The sequence below is a fragment of the Brevundimonas sp. FV1ye7S genome, from assembly GCF_058680995.1.
In genome coordinates this window covers 3,327,947-3,343,513 of the sequence record NZ_CM178726.1, presented here as the reverse complement: position 1 = coordinate 3,343,513, position 15,567 = coordinate 3,327,947, and the positions used below count along the sequence as shown (strand labels likewise).

General features: G+C 66.9%; 15 protein-coding genes. 5 read left to right on the top strand and 10 right to left on the bottom strand.

Annotation, left to right across the window (positions count from 1 at the left end):
- Positions 1 to 61: 61 nt before the first annotated feature.
- A complete protein-coding gene (locus ACW18C_RS16310; protein ID WP_492072018.1) occupies positions 62 to 2,890 on the bottom strand; it encodes a TonB-dependent receptor in 2,829 nt (942 codons plus the stop codon).
- Between the two features lie 239 nt (positions 2,891 to 3,129).
- Between ACW18C_RS16310 and ACW18C_RS16305 the strand changes: the two genes are divergently transcribed.
- Positions 3,130 to 4,233, top strand: a complete 1,104-nt coding sequence (locus ACW18C_RS16305; RefSeq protein WP_492072017.1) for a phytase — start codon at positions 3,130 to 3,132, stop codon at positions 4,231 to 4,233.
- Between the two features lie 18 nt (positions 4,234 to 4,251).
- Here the strand turns inward: ACW18C_RS16305 and ACW18C_RS16300 are convergent, their stop codons facing one another.
- The 5 genes from ACW18C_RS16300 to chvI all read right to left on the bottom strand — a co-directional run bounded on the left by ACW18C_RS16300 (position 4,252) and on the right by chvI (position 7,783).
- Positions 4,252 to 4,524 carry an HPr family phosphocarrier protein gene (locus ACW18C_RS16300; RefSeq protein ID WP_008262858.1) on the bottom strand — a complete coding sequence of 91 codons (273 nt, stop codon included), beginning with the start codon at positions 4,522 to 4,524 and terminating at the stop codon, positions 4,252 to 4,254.
- A complete protein-coding gene (locus tag ACW18C_RS16295) occupies positions 4,521 to 4,925 on the bottom strand; it encodes a PTS sugar transporter subunit IIA (protein WP_008262883.1) in 405 nt (134 codons plus the stop codon). The genes ACW18C_RS16300 and ACW18C_RS16295 overlap by 4 nt, the downstream gene beginning before the upstream one ends.
- A 119-nt stretch (positions 4,926 to 5,044) precedes the next feature.
- Positions 5,045 to 5,473, bottom strand: coding sequence for an HPr kinase/phosphorylase (locus ACW18C_RS16290; RefSeq protein WP_008258830.1), 429 nt, complete (start codon positions 5,471 to 5,473; stop codon positions 5,045 to 5,047).
- Positions 5,470 to 7,110 (bottom strand): two-component sensor histidine kinase ChvG, encoded by a 1,641-nt coding sequence (gene chvG / locus ACW18C_RS16285; protein ID WP_292150593.1) that lies wholly within the window; start codon positions 7,108 to 7,110, stop codon positions 5,470 to 5,472. Before chvG ends, ACW18C_RS16290 begins: the two co-directional genes overlap by 4 nt.
- Complete coding sequence (chvI, locus tag ACW18C_RS16280) at positions 7,079 to 7,783, bottom strand: two-component response regulator ChvI (RefSeq protein WP_008261186.1); 705 nt, start codon at positions 7,781 to 7,783, stop codon at positions 7,079 to 7,081. The genes chvG and chvI overlap by 32 nt, the downstream gene beginning before the upstream one ends.
- 200 nt (positions 7,784 to 7,983) lie before the next feature.
- On the opposite strand from chvI, the gene ACW18C_RS16275 reads away from it, so the two are divergent.
- Positions 7,984 to 9,702: a hypothetical protein gene (locus tag ACW18C_RS16275; protein ID WP_492072014.1), complete on the top strand. Its 1,719-nt coding sequence runs from the start codon at positions 7,984 to 7,986 to the stop codon at positions 9,700 to 9,702.
- Between the two features lie 3 nt (positions 9,703 to 9,705).
- Here ACW18C_RS16275 and ACW18C_RS16270 read toward each other — a convergent pair whose 3' ends face one another.
- The 3 genes from ACW18C_RS16270 to ahcY form a co-directional block, all read right to left on the bottom strand.
- Positions 9,706 to 10,062, bottom strand: a complete 357-nt coding sequence (locus ACW18C_RS16270; RefSeq protein ID WP_492072013.1) for a TFIIB-type zinc ribbon-containing protein — start codon at positions 10,060 to 10,062, stop codon at positions 9,706 to 9,708.
- 237 nt (positions 10,063 to 10,299) lie between these two features.
- Positions 10,300 to 11,457, bottom strand: coding sequence for a BaiN/RdsA family NAD(P)/FAD-dependent oxidoreductase (locus tag ACW18C_RS16265; protein ID WP_492074049.1), 1,158 nt, complete (start codon positions 11,455 to 11,457; stop codon positions 10,300 to 10,302).
- Positions 11,458 to 11,541: 84 nt separating this feature from the next.
- Positions 11,542 to 12,933, bottom strand: coding sequence for an adenosylhomocysteinase (ahcY, locus tag ACW18C_RS16260; protein ID WP_008261797.1), 1,392 nt, complete (start codon positions 12,931 to 12,933; stop codon positions 11,542 to 11,544).
- A 146-nt stretch (positions 12,934 to 13,079) separates the two neighbouring features.
- Between ahcY and ACW18C_RS16255 the strand changes: the two genes are divergently transcribed.
- Positions 13,080 to 13,481 carry a Tat pathway signal sequence domain protein gene (locus tag ACW18C_RS16255; RefSeq protein ID WP_008259905.1) on the top strand — a complete coding sequence of 134 codons (402 nt, stop codon included), beginning with the start codon at positions 13,080 to 13,082 and terminating at the stop codon, positions 13,479 to 13,481.
- A 17-nt stretch (positions 13,482 to 13,498) separates the two neighbouring features.
- Here the strand turns inward: ACW18C_RS16255 and ACW18C_RS16250 are convergent, their stop codons facing one another.
- Positions 13,499 to 14,266 (bottom strand): DUF6065 family protein, encoded by a 768-nt coding sequence (locus tag ACW18C_RS16250; RefSeq protein ID WP_008263111.1) that lies wholly within the window; start codon positions 14,264 to 14,266, stop codon positions 13,499 to 13,501.
- A gap of 38 nt (positions 14,267 to 14,304) precedes the next feature.
- Between ACW18C_RS16250 and ACW18C_RS16245 the strand changes: the two genes are divergently transcribed.
- Positions 14,305 to 14,835, top strand: coding sequence for a prolyl-tRNA synthetase associated domain-containing protein (locus ACW18C_RS16245; RefSeq protein ID WP_492072011.1), 531 nt, complete (start codon positions 14,305 to 14,307; stop codon positions 14,833 to 14,835).
- A 112-nt stretch (positions 14,836 to 14,947) separates the two neighbouring features.
- A complete protein-coding gene (locus ACW18C_RS16240) occupies positions 14,948 to 15,490 on the top strand; it encodes a GNAT family N-acetyltransferase (RefSeq protein ID WP_492072010.1) in 543 nt (180 codons plus the stop codon).
- The last annotated feature ends 77 nt before the right edge of the window (positions 15,491 to 15,567 follow it).

Below are 15,567 nucleotides of genomic sequence, written 5' to 3'. Positions count from 1 at the left end.
CGCCCATGAAAAAGGGCCGGACGTCGCCGTCCGGCCCTTTCTGCGTCTAGGTTTCGGGGTCCTAGAGCTTGAAGCGGACGCCGACGAAGATGTTGTAGCCGAACTTCTCGTACTCGTAGGTGCGCTCGCGCGAGCCGTAGTAGCGAACCCCGGCCGAGTCGGTCAGGTTCTTGGCTTCGCCGAACAGTTCGACCCCGTTGCCGAAGTCATAGCTGGTGGTGAAGTCCAGCTGTTCGCGGCCCTCGACATAGAGGTCCAGATCGGCGTCGTCGGCGTTGATCTCTTCAAGATAGTCGCCACGCTTCGTGTAGGACAGGCGGGCGCTGAAGCCGGCCATTTCGTAGAAGAGGGCCGCATTATAGTTGCTGTCCGACTGGCCCGGCAGGGAGAAGGTATCGCGACCGCCATAGGATTGCGCCGTTTTGATCTCGGCGTCGGTCCAGGTGTAGTTGGCGAAGACGCCGAAGCCCGACAGCAGACCCGGCAGGAAGCCGAATTTCTGCTGCCAGTTCAGCTCAAGGCCGGCGATATGGCCGTCGGGAGCATTGATCGGTGTCTCGAATTTGGCCTTGCCGCCGCCCGCCAGATCCTCGGAGTACTTGAGGATGTATCGGTAGTCGGTCAGGTCCTTGTAGAAGGCGTTGGCGGACACCACGCCGAGAGAGGCGAAGTAGTATTCCAGGCCGAAGTCGATGTTGTTCGACAGGGTGGGATTCAGGTCAGGATTGCCGACTTCATAAGACGCGTTGCCGCTGGAGCTATCGGTTTGGTCGATCTGGCGCGGTACGATCTGGTTGAACTCGGGGCGCGAGATCGAGCGCGTCAGAGCAAACCGGCCGATCAGATTATCTGAGAAGTTATGGCGGACCGTTAGGCTGGGGAAGAAGTCGGTGTAGTCACGGCTGACATTAGCGGCCGTGTAAATCTCTTTCTCCGTGGGCTTGTCTTCGTCGATCAGGGCGTACTGAACCGCCGAACCGTCGAACTTGGTGTTCTCGACACGAAGACCGATGATGACGTTGGTCGCGCCCATGTCGAAGCGAGCCTGGGCGTAGCCGGCGAGGATGTCTTCCTGCGCCGTGTAGTCCGCAGTGGTGGATTCAGGCCCGCGGATCGGGGACGCGGCGCGCGCGCTGGCGAAATAGGCGTCGGCCAGGTCAGCGTCGAACTTGAAGCCGAGGTCATAGTCGTAGTTGCGCGATTCACGGTCGCTCAGCACCGACGCCAGCGTGCCCGGGCTCGCCGAAGAGGCGCGGTTACGGTAGCGCTGCTCGTCCGCATTGATCTCGCGGCTGTTGAACTTGGCGCCGAGCTTCCACGTCACGTCGCGTCCGGCGAACTGGCTGGGCAGCTCGAAGTTGGTCTTGAAGGCGACGTCTTCCTGCTGGGTCGTGTTCTCGCGGAAGGTGTTCTCGCGGAATTTGAACTTGGTGGGGTCCCGATAGAGGCCGGTCGGATCGCTGAACACCGAATAGGTCGGCATATAGTGATCGGCCGTGTTGTAACTCAATTCGGGGGCGTCGGCGCGATACAGCAGCTCGTTCCGGTTGGGATAGGACTGTTCGCTATCGGCCCAGGACAGGCTGGCGTCCCAGACGGCGCCGTTGTCGAAGGTCTTTTCGCCGCCGGCCACCAGGGTGGTGATGTCGTTCTTCTGGGTGCGGTGACGTAGCTGACGGGTGATGCGCGCGCCGGTATAGGTGGCGCTCGTGTCGGTAGCGCCGGCTTTCAGCTTACCGTCCGAGTAGATCAGGCCCAGGGTGTTGCGGTATTCGTCGTCTTCGAACTGGGCGAACGATCCGCGCAGATAGGCGCGGAAGTCGTCGGTCGGGCGCCATTCGAGGGCGCCGGTCACGGCCTGGCGGGTGCGCTTGGTCTCGTAGTCCTTGAACAGGCTTTCTTCGAGCACGAACACGTCGGCGCCGTTTTGCTCTTCCTTGACCCAGGCGTTCTCGACGTTGTCGGGGCGGCGGTTGGTTTCGGAATAGCTGACCGACAGCAGGGCGCCGAAGGTCTCATTGGCGAAGACGTTGGACGCCGTGGCGGCGGCGCGGGTGTCGGAACCGCCGTAGTCGTTATAGCTGCCGCCGGCGTAGCCGCTCACAGCCAGGCGACGACGGTCGAAGGGTGAACGGGTCTTGATGTTGACGGCGCCGGCGATGGAATCGGCTTCCTGGCTGGGCAGGAGCGTCTTGGAGACCTCAATGTTGGCGACGATGTCGCTGGGCAGGGTGTCCAGATCCACCGCGCGGGTGCCCGGATCGACGGCGGGAACCTGGACCCCGTCCACCGAGACGGCGGTGAAGGCCGAGGGCGCGCCGCGGACGTTGATGTAGCGGCCTTCGCCCTGGTCGCGCTGGATGGCGATGCCTTGCACACGCTGCAGGGATTCGGCGACGTTGGGGTCGGGATAGCGGCCGATGGCGTCGGCGGACAGGACATTGACCGTGCCGTCGGCGTTCTTCTGCTGGTTCAGCGACCGCGCCACACCGTCGGTGATGACGCCGGTGACGATGACGTCGCTGACGGTCGCGGCCTCGCCTGCGCCCAGCATGATCGACACTTCGGTTCCGCCCTGGACCACGCTGACGGTCTGGGTCGCCGAGGGCTGGCCGATGTAGCGGACGTCCAGCACGGCCGTGCCGGTCGGCAGGACGAGATCGAACTCGCCCTGGGTGTTGGTCACGGCGCGTTGCCCGGTGGCTCGCACGATCACCTCGGCGCCCGGAAGCGCGTCCCCGGCGGCGTTGGTGACCCGGCCGTGAACGACTTCGCCGGCGACGGCGACCGAGGCGGCCAGGGCGGAGGCTTCATAGGCGTGGGCCGGCAGGGCGGCGGTCACAGCGGCGAGCGACGCGAGCGAAGCGCCCGCGAGGAGATGGAATTTCATGACGAGGTCCCCAATGTCGGGTTTGCTCCCGACGAATACAGCCGCGCTTACCCCCAGGCGGCGAAAGGATCGCGACGTTTTGGCGACGCTTGCTGCTCGTTTCCTTGTCAGTGAGATTGCGAATGATCCGATAACGGCCAAAATCATGCGATTTCGTCGTGCAAACGTCACAATATGTCCATTGACGCGCCGCGGAGCCTTGCCGATCAGGATTCAGCAGATTCTGTCGGGGGCCAGTCATGACGTTCAAGCCAGCCAAGATTCTAGCGGGCGTCTCGCTCGCGGCCCTGATGCTGACCGCCTGCGCAACCCGCGAGGTCGATTTCCAGGGCGAGGGCGAAGGCTTCGTCGGGCCGGGCGCGCCGGTCCAGGCCGCGCTGGAAACCCCCTCGGTCGGCACGGCCGGCCAGGACGCGGCGGACGATCCGGCCGTCTGGGCCTCGGCTGCGCCGGTCATGGTGATGGGCCAGGCCACTCAGGGCTTCGTGGCCGGGACGGACAAGAAGTCGGGCCTCTACATCTACGGTTTCGACGGCCAGATCCTGCAGTTCCTGCCGGAAGGCCTGCTGAACAATGTCGACCTGATCGAGGGATTGAACATCGATGGCCGGCCGCAGTTGGTGCTGGGCGCCAGCGACCGCACGCCGGGCAAGACGGGAATCTCGCTGTATCTGTTCGATCCGGCCGGGACCGGCCAGAACGCCGTCCGCCCCTGGGGCGCCATCGCCACCGACGTGATCGAACCCTACGGCTTCTGTTTCGCGCGCCGGGGAGCCGAGGTTCACGCCGTCCTGGTGGGGCATGAGGGCGAACTGCGACAGTTCGTGCTGAGCGTCGATGCGGCCGGTCAGCCGGTCTCGCGCGAGGTGCGTCGCGCCGAGATCGGAACCATTTCCGAAGGCTGCGCCGCCGACGAGGCCACGAACGCCCTCTATATCAACGAGGAGAATGTCGGCCTGTGGCGCTATGGCCTCGACCCGGCGTCGGGCGCGGCGCGGACCCTGGTCCAGCCCATCGCCAAGGACGTCCTGGTCGCCGACGCCGAGGGGCTGACCACGCTGACGGATGGCGACAAACGCTATCTGATCGCGTCCAGCCAGGGCGATTCGACCTTCCCGGTCTGGCGCATCGACGGCGCCGCCCCGCAGTACAAGGGCCGGTTCAAGATCGTGGACGGCGTGGTGGACGGCGTCACCGGCACGGACGGTCTGGCCGCCGCCAGCGGCGCGGTCGGTCCCTTCCCCGAAGGTCTGGTCGTCATCCAGGACGACGTGAACGACGTCGGCACCCAGAACTTCAAATATGTGGACTGGCGCGACATCCGCCGCGCCCTGGGCCTGTAATCCGGGGGCGGAAGCCCTCTACTGATCCTCGTCAAACTTGCGCGCGACGAGGTCCGTCAGGGCCTCGATCGCCTCTTCGGCGTCTGCGCCCTCGGCCGAGACTTCGATGCTGCAGCCGATGCCGGCGCCCAGCATCAGCAGGCCCATGATCGAACGGGCGTCCACCGAGACGCCGTCGCGGGTGACATGAATCTCGCTGTCGAAACTGGAGGCCAGTTTGACGAACTTGGCCGAGGCGCGGGCATGCAGGCCGCGCGTATTGCAGATGTCGAGAGTCGTCTTCACGCTCATTTTTCGCCCGCGAGCACCCAGGACGCCACCGAGATGTATTTGCGCCCGGCGTCCTGGGCGTGGGCCACGCAGGCCTCCAGGGTCTCGCGCCCGCGCACGCTGGCCAGCTTGATCAGCATGGGCAGGTTCAGGCCGGCGATGACCTCGGCGTGGGTCTGTTCCATCACCGATATCGCCAGGTTGGACGGGGTGCCGCCGAACATGTCGGTCAACAGGATCACCCCGTCGCCGTCGTTCACGGCGGCGGCGGCGTCGACGATGTCGCGACGGCGTCGCTCCATGTCGTCATCCGGCCCGATGCATATGGCCGCGACGCCGCGCTGCGGCCCGACCACATGCTCCATCGCCGAAAGAAACTCCGAGGCCAGTCCCCCATGGGTGACGATAACCAGGCCAATCATGAGAACTTCACTCGCATCCCGCCCTGAACCGTCCCCGGACCTCCCCGCGCCCGCCAGGGAGGCCGGACGCATCCGTTTTGGACCGCAAGAGGCGTGTCATAGACCCGTTATGCGCGGGTTCAAAGCGTCTGAAGCGCGACTGCGACCATCTCGACGGCCGAGGCGGGGCGGGGGTCCAGCGCCAGCAGGGGCAGGTCGATCCCGCAGAAGCGCCGTGTCTGCGGCTCCGGAAGCCGTTCGACCGCTTCGGGAACACAGGCGACGGCCAGGACGACTCTGGCGACCAGCCGTGTCCTGACGGACACGATTCCGACCCCGCGCGCCTCGATCCGGCCGGCGATGGCGGCCGGGGCGGTCGCATGAAGCGCGCCGCCGGACGCCCAGACCCGGGTATAGTCGTCGCTGACCAGTCGCCAGCCCCGCCCGATCAGCCGCAGGGCCAGATCGCTCTTGCCGGCGCCCGACGGACCCAGGATCATCACCGCCGTCCAGGCCCCGTCCCGGCGGACGGCGACCGTGGTGGCGTGAACGGGCGACGGGTCGGTCATGAGCGACGACCGGGCGACGCGGCGGACGGCAGGCCGATCTCGAACCGGGCGCCGATCACCTGGCCGTCTGCGCCGATCCGGTTGTCGGCCGTGACGCGGCCGCCATGCGCCTCGACGATCTGGCGGACGATGGACAGGCCCAGGCCCGAGTTGGAGCCGAAGGCCGCCCCCTTGGGCCGCGAGGTGTAGAAGCGCTCGAACACGGTCTCCAGGTTCTCGGGCGGAATCCCGGGCCCCTGGTCCTCGACGCGGATGCGGATGGGCAGGTCGCCCTCGACCTCTTCCAGCACGACCCGAACCTCGCCGCCGGCGGGGCTGAAGGAGCGGGCGTTGTCGATCAGGTTGCGGAACACCTGTCCCAGGGGACCGTCGCGGCCGGCGACCCGGAGGCCCTGGGGCGGAGGCTCGAACCGGACGGGAATATCGTCCGGCCGGGCGGTGGTCTCATAGACGCCGACGATATCGGCCAGCAAACGGTTCAGTTCGATGGCGCGGGGCCGGTCGCGCGACAGTTCGGCGTCCAGACGCGAGGCGTTGGAGATGTCGGTGATCAGCCGGTCCAGGCGGCGCACGTCCTGTTGCAGCAGACTGGTCAGCTTCTCCCTCTGGGCGTCGGTCTTGACCAGGGGCAGGGTCTCCAGCGCCGAACGGATCGAGGTCAGGGGGTTCTTGATCTCGTGCGACACGTCGGCGGCGAACCGTTCGATGGCGTCCATCCGTGTGGACAGGGTGTCGGTCATCGACTCCAGCGACCGGGCCAGGTCGCCGATCTCGTCCTTGCGCTCCTCCAGGTCGGGCAGGGAGATGGCGCGGGCGCGCTGAAGCCGGACCTGGTCCGCCGCCGCCGCCAGCCTCAAGACCGGCCGCGCCACGAACAGATGCAGCAAGAGGGAGGCCAGCAGGTTCACGGCCAGGGCCACCAGGGCGAAAGGCACCAGGGCGCGTCTCTGATCGTCCAGGATCTCATCGACATTGCCGGCTTCCAGGGTCAGGACGCCCAGCACCTGGCGGACATGCCGGATGGGGATGGAGACGGAGACGACGCGGTCGCCGGATTCGTTGCGCCGGACGGTCGTCTGCGGCTCTCCGGCCAGGGCGCGCTCGACCTCGGCGGCGACCTCGGCCTCGACGGCCTTCTTGTGTTCGGCGTCGCGAAGGGTCTTCTGGGCGATCTCCCCGGAGGGGGGCGTGCCGGCGGGACGCGCAGGCGGCAGGACCTGGCCGGGGATGTTCTCGGTCACCTCGTAGCTGTCGATGACCGGCAGGCCGTTGATGTCGTACAGGCGAACCCGCTGGCCGTTCGGGACGAAATTGTCGCGCAGCCATTTCGCCGCCTCGCCCACGTCCAGCTCCGGGGTCGGCACGCCCCGGCTGATGCCCAGTTCGCCCAGGACATTGCCCAGCAGTTCGGCCTGGACGGTCAGCGATTCCTGACGCGCCTGGATCAGCCCCTGACGCCATTCGTTCAGAACGAGGGCTCCGCCGAACAGGATCAGCAGGCTGAGAAGGTTGAGCGCCAGGATGAAGCCGCCCAGCCGCGAGCCGCCGAAGCGGAACCTCGGCCGGCGGACAGGCTCCTCGTCGGGCTCGCGCCCGACGGGAAGATCAGCTTTCGCGGTAGCGGTAGCCGACGCCATACAGGGTCTCGATCGCGTCGAACTCATTGTCCACGGCGCGGAATTTCTTGCGCATCCGCTTCACGTGGCTGTCGATGGTGCGGTCGTCGACATAGACCTGATCGTCGTAGGCGGCGTCCATCAGGTTGTCGCGGCTCTTCACGAAGCCCGGGCGCTGGGCCAGGGCCTGGAGCAGCAGGAATTCGGTGACGGTCAGCTTCACCGGCTTGCCGTCCCAGGTGGATTCGTGACGGGCCGGGTCCATGCTCAGCTTGCCGCGCTTGATCGCCTTGCCGGAAACTTCGGCCGAGGGTTCGGGGTCGACGCCGTCGGCGCCGGTGCGACGCAGCAGGGCCTTGACCCGTTCGATCAGCAGCCGCTGGCTGAAGGGTTTGTGGATATAGTCGTCGGCGCCGAGGTTGAAGCCGAGAATCTCGTCGATCTCCTCGTCCTTGGACGTCAGCATGATGACGGGAATCTGCGAGGTCTGACGCAGGCGGCGCAGCACCTCCATCCCGTCCATGCGCGGCATCTTCACGTCGAGGATGACTAGGTCGGGCGGCGCGCTTTCCAGCGCGGCGAGACCCGAGGCTCCGTCGTGGTAGGCCGTGATCTTGTGGCCATGGCTTTCCAGCGCCAGCGAGACGGACGCCACGATGTTCTCGTCGTCATCGACCAGGGTGATGTTGGCCAAGGTTGTCTTCTCCTGAACTTCCCGTTCCCGCGAACGAGAACGCACGGCAAGCGTAACCGTTCGATCACGGTCACATTAGGGCTAAGGCAGATGGGCCGCCAACCCGGATGTTTCAACGATAGCCGGGTTCGTTTCCAACGGCGCGATGAAAATTCGTCGTGAAAACCCCCCTTTAAAGCCTTGGGCCTCAATGATCCCGGATGGCCGGTCCGATCCACTACGAAGTCTATGTCCGAAAGACCGCTCCGGCGGGCTGGACTCTGTTGATCGCCACCGAGGACCGCAAACACGCCCTGGAAACGGCCGAGGATCAGCTGCGCGACCGGCTGGCCGCCGCCGCCCGCGTCACCAAGGAGACGCTGGATCCGGACACGATGGAGTTCAACAGCCTCAACATCCTGACGATCGGCGCGCCCGAGGAGAAGAAGAAGCCCAGGAGTGTCGAGGCCGCTCGCCCGGCGTGCAGCGCCCCGGCCGAACTCTATACGCCCCACGCCCGCGCCCTGATCGGCCGTGTTCTGGAGGACTGGCTGAAGCGCCAGGGGGCGACGGCGTTCGAACTCCTGCACCGGCCAGACCTGGCCGAGCGACTCGACGCCTCCGGCGTGGAGCTTCAGCACGCCGTCCAGAAGGTCGCCGTGCCGGAGAGCCAGGCCAGCGGCCAGGACCTGCACAGCGTCGTGCGCCACTACCAGCGGCTGTCGGAGGATGCGGTCGCACGGTTGCTGAAGGCGGGCCGCTCGGGCCTGTTTCCGTCGCTGGAAAAACGGTCGATCGCCGAGCTGGCGCAGGGGTTGAGCGGATCGGCGGACCGCGCCTTCGTCATGGGCGGCGTCGTCGCCCAGGCCCTGGCCGACCGCAAGGGCGCGCGGGACCGGCTGGACGGCCTGATGGACATGATCGACGCCGCGCCGCCGGCCGGGCCGGCGCGCGGGCTCGTCGTGGGCGCCGTCGAACAGATCGCGGCCGAAATGCTGGCGGTGCGCGCGAACCTGGCGGAAATCCTGGGCCCGTCTCTGGACCACGGCGCCAGCCTGGCCGCGGTGGTGCGCATGGTGGCCCCCCGAGAGGTCGAACGGCTGATCGGTCTGGATCCCCGCATGGCCCTGATGACGCCGGCCGTCGAAGGTCCCGCCGCACGACTGGGCGCGCGCCTGGCGGGGGGAGAACTCCCGCAGCTGTCGGCGTCCCTGGCGCGGATGGTGACGCGCGAACTGGCCAGCCCGCGGCGGCTGCGGCCCAACGATCCGGTGGGGGAGATCGACATCCTGCGCACCCTCGCCATGGCCCTGACGGCGGCGGCGGGCCGGCTTCTGACCCTGGAAGAGGTGCAGAACGCCTTCGTCGACCGATCCAAGAGCCTGGTCACGCCCGATTTCGTCGGCGCCTATGTCCGCCAATGCCCGACCGCCCTGTCCGAGGCCGAACTGCTGACGCGGCTGTGCGAGAACGTCACCGGAGGGGCCAACAAGCGGGCGGCGGCGCGCTGGCTCAGCGCCTGCGTGGCCTCCGTCCGGCTGGAAAGCGAGATGCGCCAGTCGGCGCCGGGCGGCCCCAGCGTGTCGCAGAAGCTGCTGGTCCTGGCGCGACTGCAGCGGTCGGTGCGGGCCGTACAGCTGGGCGAACTGGATGAAAGACAGATTTCGACGGCCATCGGCGCCCTGGGCGGAACCCTGGAGGCGGACGCCGGGCTGCTGGCCCAGATCGGCCGGGCCCAGGCCACGCCGGTTCAGAAGCTGACGGCCCTGATGAAGATGACCAATGGCGAGACTGCGCCCCTGGGGCCGGCGGCGGACCGCGCCCGCGCCGAAGCGGTCAAGATGCTGCGGATCCCCGAAATCCGCGAGGCGGCGGACGCCGATACGGAAGCGTCTGCTGCGCTGCAGAGTCTGATGCAGGCGGCGCGCCTGAAGGTCTGAGCCTCAGTCGAAGATGTCGAAGATGCTGTCGCGTTTCTTCTTCTTGTAGCGATAGTCGTCGTCCCGATGGCGATCATCGCCGCGCCGGCCGTCCCTATAGCCCCGGTCGTCGGCATAGGGACGCCCTCCGCCCCAGGGTTGGGACTGGGGCTGAGAATGGGGCTGGGGCTGGGACTGGGACGGGGGCGCGGCGGGCGTTGCAGACGCGCGACCGTCCTCGGCCGCCGAAGCCATCAGCTTCTCCAGTTCGCCGCGGTCCAGCCAGACGCCCCGGCAGGCGGGGCACATGTCGAACTGCACGCCGTCCCGATCCAGCGTCTGCATGGCGGAATTGTCGTTCGGGCACATCAGAAGAGGCATCGGGGCTCCAGATCAGTCAGGAATCGGGTCGGTTCGGGCGTCGGCGCGACCGGCCCAGAGGGGGGCACAGACCTATCGCGCCGACGCATCCGTGCGGTCCGACATCGCGTCGATACGAGGCGGCGAAAGGAAGACGCCGGATCGCGAAGACGCCAGAGGGGCCCGTTCCGCAGGATCCAAGCTAGGCGCCCGGCCGGCTCGCCGCCATGCGTCGTGGCGCCACAGGCCGTTCCTCGCTCAGCAGACCTGACCGGCCGCCCAGCCGGAGGACCAGGCCCACTGGAAATTATAGCCGCCCAGCCAGCCGGTGACATCGACCGCCTCGCCGATGAAATAGAGGCCGGGAACCGCCTTGGCGGCCATCGTCTGCTGGTCCAGGGCGGCGGTGTCGATCCCGCCCAGGGTCACCTCGGCGGTGCGATAGCCTTCGGATCCGACCGGCTTGACGCTCCAGGCGTTGACCGCCTGATCCAGCCGCCGCAGCGTCGCATCCGACAGATCGGCCAGATTGCCCGCCGCGCCCTCCCGCTCGCACAGGCTTTCCGCCAGTCGCCGCGGCACGATATGGCCCAGGGCCGTGTGAACGGCCTGGCGGCCGTTGGCGGTCTTGGCGGCTTTCAGTTCGGCGAAGACGTCGCGCCCCGGCGCCATGGCCGCGACGATGGCCTCGCCCTCGCGCCAGTAGGAGCTGATCTGCAGGATGGCCGGGCCGCTGAGGCCGCGATGGGTGAACAGCATGGCCTCGCTGAAACGGGCCTTGCGCGCCTTGGCCCCTTCAGGCGCAGAGGTCACAGTGGCGTCCACCGCCACGCCGGCCAGCGGCGCGAGGGTCTCCAGCAGTCCGGCCTCGAACGTCAGGGGGACCAGGGCCGGTCGGGTTTCGGTGACGCGAATGTCGAACTGGCGCGCGACCTCGTAGGCCCAGCCGGTGGCGCCCATCTTGGGGATGGATTTACCGCCCGTCGCCACGACCAGGGCGGTCGCCGTGACCTGGGTTCCGTCGGACAGGACGACGCGCCAGCCGTCGCCGGACCGGTCCAGGCGGTCCACGCCCGTCTTCATCTTCAGGGTCACGCCCGCCGCCGCCATGTCGTCGGTCAGCATGCGGACGATCTGTTTGGCGCTGTCGTCGCAGAACAGCTGGCCCAGGGTCTTCTCGTGCCAGGCGACGCCGGCCCGATCCACGCGCTTGACGAAGTCGTGCTGGGTGTAGCGACGCAGGGCCGAGGTGGCGAAACGGGGGTTCTCACCCAGGAAATTCGCCGGCCCGCAGCCCAGATTGGTGAAATTGCACCGACCGCCGCCGGAGATGCGGATCTTCTCGCCGGGGTTGGCGGCGTGATCGACCGCCAGAACCCGACGTCCGCGACGCCCGGCCTCGATCGCGGCCGTCATCCCGGCCGCGCCGGCCCCGACGACGAGGACGTCATAAGACGCCCTCGTCACTTGGAACCTCGCGGTTCCGGCCTCGGGGAGAGCTTAGTAACGGTAGTGGTCCGCCTTGAACGGGCCTTCGACCGGCACGTTGATATAGTCGGCCTGGTCCTGGGTCAGGACGGTCAGCTTGGCGCCCAGCTTGGCCAGGTGCAGCAGGGCGACCTTTTCATCCAGGTGCTTGGGCAGGGTGTAGACCTGGTTCTGATAGGACTTGGCGTTGGTCCACAGCTCGATCTGGGCCAGGGTCTGGTTGGTGAAGGAGGCCGACATCACGAAGGACGGGTGGCCCGTGGCGTTGCCCAGGTTCACCAGACGGCCTTCCGACAGCAGGATGATCTTCTTGCCGTCCGGGAATTCGATGTGGTGGACCTGCGGCTTGATCTCGTCCCACTTGAAGTTCTTCAGGCCGGCGACCTGAATCTCCGAGTCGAAGTGGCCGATGTTGCAGACGATGGCGTTGTTCTTCATCTGGCGCATGTGTTCGACCGTGATGACGTCCTTGTTGCCGGTCGTCGTCACATAGATGTCGGCGCGGCCGGCGCTGTCGTCCAGGGTCTGGACCTCATAGCCTTCCATCGCGGCCTGAAGCGCGCAGATCGGGTCGATCTCGGTCACGATCACGCGGGCGCCGCCCTGGCGCAGCGAAGCGGCCGAGCCCTTGCCCACGTCGCCGTAGCCGCAGACCACGGCGACCTTGCCCGACAGCATGACGTCGGTGCCGCGACGGATGGCGTCGACCAGGGATTCACGGCAGCCGTACAGGTTGTCGAACTTGGACTTGGTGACGCTGTCGTTGACGTTGATGGCGGGGAAGGGCAACTCGCCCTTTTCGGCCATCTGATACAGGCGGTGAACGCCCGTGGTCGTTTCTTCCGACACGCCGCCGATGGCGTCGCGGATGGCCGAGTAGAAGCCGGGCTTCTCGGCGATGTAGCGTTTCATCACCTTGAAGAGGGCTTCTTCCTCTTCGTTCTGGGGATTGGCCAGGACCGAGATGTCCTTCTCGGCCTTGGGACCGAGCACGCAGAGCAGGGTGGCGTCGCCGCCGTCGTCCAGGATCAGGTTCGGATAGCCGCCGTCAGCCCATTCGAAGATCTTGTGCGCGTAGTCCCAGTATTCCTCCAGGGTCTCGCCCTTGGTGGCGAACACCGGCGTGCCCGAGGCGGCGATGGCGGCGGCGGCGTGGTCCTGGGTCGAGAAGATGTTGCACGAGGCCCAGCGGACTTCGGCGCCCAGGGCTTCCAGCGTCTGGATCAGAACGGCCGTCTGGATGGTCATGTGCAGGCTGCCGGCGATCCGGGCGCCCTTCAGCGGCTGGCTGGCGCCGAACTCTTCGCGCAGGGCCATCAGGCCCGGCATTTCCGTTTCGGCGATCGCGATTTCCTTCTTGCCCCAATCGGCCAGAGAAATGTCGCGGATGATGTAGTCGGTCATGGGGGCTCCTGGCCGCAGGGGATTTTCCAGCCCTCATAGCCTGTGGAGCATGAAGGAGCAATAAACACATAAGGATATCCTTATATGCACTATGACCGATGTCGGGCTCAGCAGTTTCTTAAGCCATCCCCGTTAGGCAGGGCGGAATGGAACGCCGCGCCCTTCTCGGTCTCGCCCTCGTCGCGACGGCCGCCGCCTCGACCCCCGCCCGCGCCTCATCGAGCGGCGGCGCCGCTCCGTCGGCCGACACCTATTTCCGCCTGCCGGTGGTCACGGGCTCGATCCCGCGTCCCGGCGGCCGGCGCGGCGTCCTGTCGGTCGAAGTCGGCGTGGATGTGCCCGACGCGGCCCTGCGCACCCGGGCCCAGCAGTCGGCGCCGCGTCTGCGCGCCGCCTACAACACCGCCGTCCAGCGATTCGCCACCGGCCTGCGTCCGGGCGCCGCGCCGAACATCGACCAGCTGGCCGCAGATCTGCAGGCCGCCACCAACGCCACTTTGGGCCGCGCCGGGGCCCGGGTCCTGCTCGGCACGGTGATGGCGCTCTAGGCCGCGGCTGACCGGCCTCAGCCGACGCGCGGCGACTTCAGGCGGCGCTTGTTCGAATGGGTCGGCGGCGCCGCGCCCAGATCCTCGGGCACCTCGCCCTTGAAATAATAGCGCTGCCAGGCCTCCTTGGCCGCGTCGGGGTCGCCGCCGGCCAGACGCTGGTTGAAGTCGGTGCGGGCGCGGTTCCAGGCCTCGAACTGGCCCTTCATGACCGGATTGGACTCCAGCGTCCGGATCACCGGCTGGAACTGTTCCACCTTCTTGTGCTCGATCAGATTGATGAAGCAGAAGGGCTCGCCCTTCTCGAACTTCACCCGGCCCGGCCGCGTGAAGATCCAGTTCATGGTGAAGGGGAAGGGCAGCCAGTCGGTCTCGATCAGGCCGACCAGGGGCTGGATCCCGTCCTTCAGGTGATTGGGCGAACCGGAGCACATCATCCCCCAGCCCGGCGGCGTGCGGAACAGATACTGCGGGTGCATGGTCAGCACCCCGCGCGAGAAGTGCGAGGTGACGAAATGGTCCAGATCGTGCTGGGGCCGGTCGGGGGTGATGACGATGTCTTCCTGGCGCGGCCCGCCGTTCCACTCGGCCGTGAAACCGAACGGGCACAGGATCTCCCACCCCGTGGTGTTGGCCATGTTCAGCGGCAGGCAGCGATAGGGGTGGCGGCTGATGAAGGCGTCCATCCAATTGCGCGACTGGCGGCCGGGCACCAGGTCCGGCGGCCGGGCCGTCATCGGATAGCATTCCAGTTCCAGCGGGCGCGTCTGCACGGTATCGACCATGGAACCGTTCCTAACGCCGCAAACGCGACTGCTCAACCATGACCCCAGACCTTGCGCCTGAACCCGCTTTCGACCGCGAGACCCTGACCGCCTGGCTGGCCGAACACGGCGTGGCCCACACGACCCACGACCACCCGGCCGTCTTCCGCGTCGAGGAAGGCCTGGACCTCAAGGCCGACCTGCCCGGCGCCCACACCAAGAACCTGTTTCTCAAGGATCACAAAGGCCGGCTCTGGCTGATCTCGGCCCGCCAGGACACGGTCATCGACCTGAAGCGCGCTGCGGCTGCGATGGGGGCGGGCCGGCTGTCGTTCGGCAATGAGGCCCTGATGTGGGAGACGCTGGGCGTCCGCCCGGGTTCGGTCACGGCCCTGGGGCTGATCAACGACGTCGAGCGCCGCGTGACCTTCGTCCTGGACCGGCGGCTGTGGGACGCCGACATCGTCAACTTCCACCCATTGGCGAACACGGCCACGACCGCGCTGGAGCAAGGCGCGTTTCGCCGCCTGCTGGCCCTGCTGGGGCGCGAGCCGCTGGTGGCGGACTTTAGCGCATTGAACTGTTCATGACTCCTGTGACGGACCCCGCTGCCACGCCCGCCGAATGTCGGCTTCGGGACTGTATGCCTACTGCCTCGTTTGACCCGTTGCGGACTTTCAGAGCCAACCCTATCGTCGAAGGATGCGGCCACCGGAAACGTTAGAGACCGAGCGATTGGGACTTCGCCCCGTGCGGCGATCGGATGCCGGGGATATTTTCGGCTACGCCAGCGCCGTCCCATCGACGCGCTTTATGCCTTTCCCACGCCACTGCAATATCGCCGCCAGCCTTGCCTTCGCGGAGCGGTGCGAAAGCCAGTGGGCTTCGGGGGCGTCCTTCCCTTGGGCGGTCATTGAGAAAGCCTCTGGTCGGTTCCTTGGGGTGATTGAACTGAGGCTATCGCCTCCTAAGGCCGATTTCGGCTACATCTTCGGTGAAGCCTCTTGGGGACGCGGCTTCGCGACCGAAGCCGCGTGCACAGTGGTCGCATGGGCGATAGCCCAGCCTCCGATCTTTCGCGTATGGGCCACATGCCATCCTGACAACGCCGCGTCAGCGGCGGTCCTGCGAAAGGCCGGCCTCAGCCACGAGGCGACCTTGGAGAACTGGGAAGCACGGCCTCAACTAGGCGAACTCGCCGGACCAAGCCACTTCTACGCGCGAACCAGGTCCCCCAACGGCTAAGTCAGCAATCCACCCCGTGTCGGAACTCCGAATGGTCGCTCATCGGCATGTTGGTCCGTGTTTTAGCCGCAGAACAT

Bases quoted from the DNA above. Each gene is read 5' to 3' on its own strand.
- ACW18C_RS16310 (WP_492072018.1), bottom strand. From the start codon at position 2,890: ATGAAATTCCATCTCCTCGCGGGCGCTTCGCTCGCGTCGCTCGCCGCT.
- ACW18C_RS16305 (WP_492072017.1), top strand. From the start codon at position 3,130: ATGACGTTCAAGCCAGCCAAGATTCTAGCGGGCGTCTCGCTCGCGGCC.
- ACW18C_RS16300 (WP_008262858.1), bottom strand. From the start codon at position 4,524: ATGAGCGTGAAGACGACTCTCGACATCTGCAATACGCGCGGCCTGCAT.
- ACW18C_RS16295 (WP_008262883.1), bottom strand. From the start codon at position 4,925: ATGATTGGCCTGGTTATCGTCACCCATGGGGGACTGGCCTCGGAGTTT.
- ACW18C_RS16290 (WP_008258830.1), bottom strand. From the start codon at position 5,473: ATGACCGACCCGTCGCCCGTTCACGCCACCACGGTCGCCGTCCGCCGG.
- chvG (WP_292150593.1), bottom strand. From the start codon at position 7,110: ATGGCGTCGGCTACCGCTACCGCGAAAGCTGATCTTCCCGTCGGGCGC.
- ACW18C_RS16275 (WP_492072014.1), top strand. From the start codon at position 7,984: ATGGCCGGTCCGATCCACTACGAAGTCTATGTCCGAAAGACCGCTCCG.
- ACW18C_RS16270 (WP_492072013.1), bottom strand. From the start codon at position 10,062: ATGCCTCTTCTGATGTGCCCGAACGACAATTCCGCCATGCAGACGCTG.
- ACW18C_RS16265 (WP_492074049.1), bottom strand. From the start codon at position 11,457: ATGACGGCCGCGATCGAGGCCGGGCGTCGCGGACGTCGGGTTCTGGCG.
- ahcY (WP_008261797.1), bottom strand. From the start codon at position 12,933: ATGACCGACTACATCATCCGCGACATTTCTCTGGCCGATTGGGGCAAG.
- ACW18C_RS16255 (WP_008259905.1), top strand. From the start codon at position 13,080: ATGGAACGCCGCGCCCTTCTCGGTCTCGCCCTCGTCGCGACGGCCGCC.
- ACW18C_RS16250 (WP_008263111.1), bottom strand. From the start codon at position 14,266: ATGGTCGATACCGTGCAGACGCGCCCGCTGGAACTGGAATGCTATCCG.
- ACW18C_RS16245 (WP_492072011.1), top strand. From the start codon at position 14,305: ATGACCCCAGACCTTGCGCCTGAACCCGCTTTCGACCGCGAGACCCTG.
- ACW18C_RS16240 (WP_492072010.1), top strand. From the start codon at position 14,948: ATGCGGCCACCGGAAACGTTAGAGACCGAGCGATTGGGACTTCGCCCC.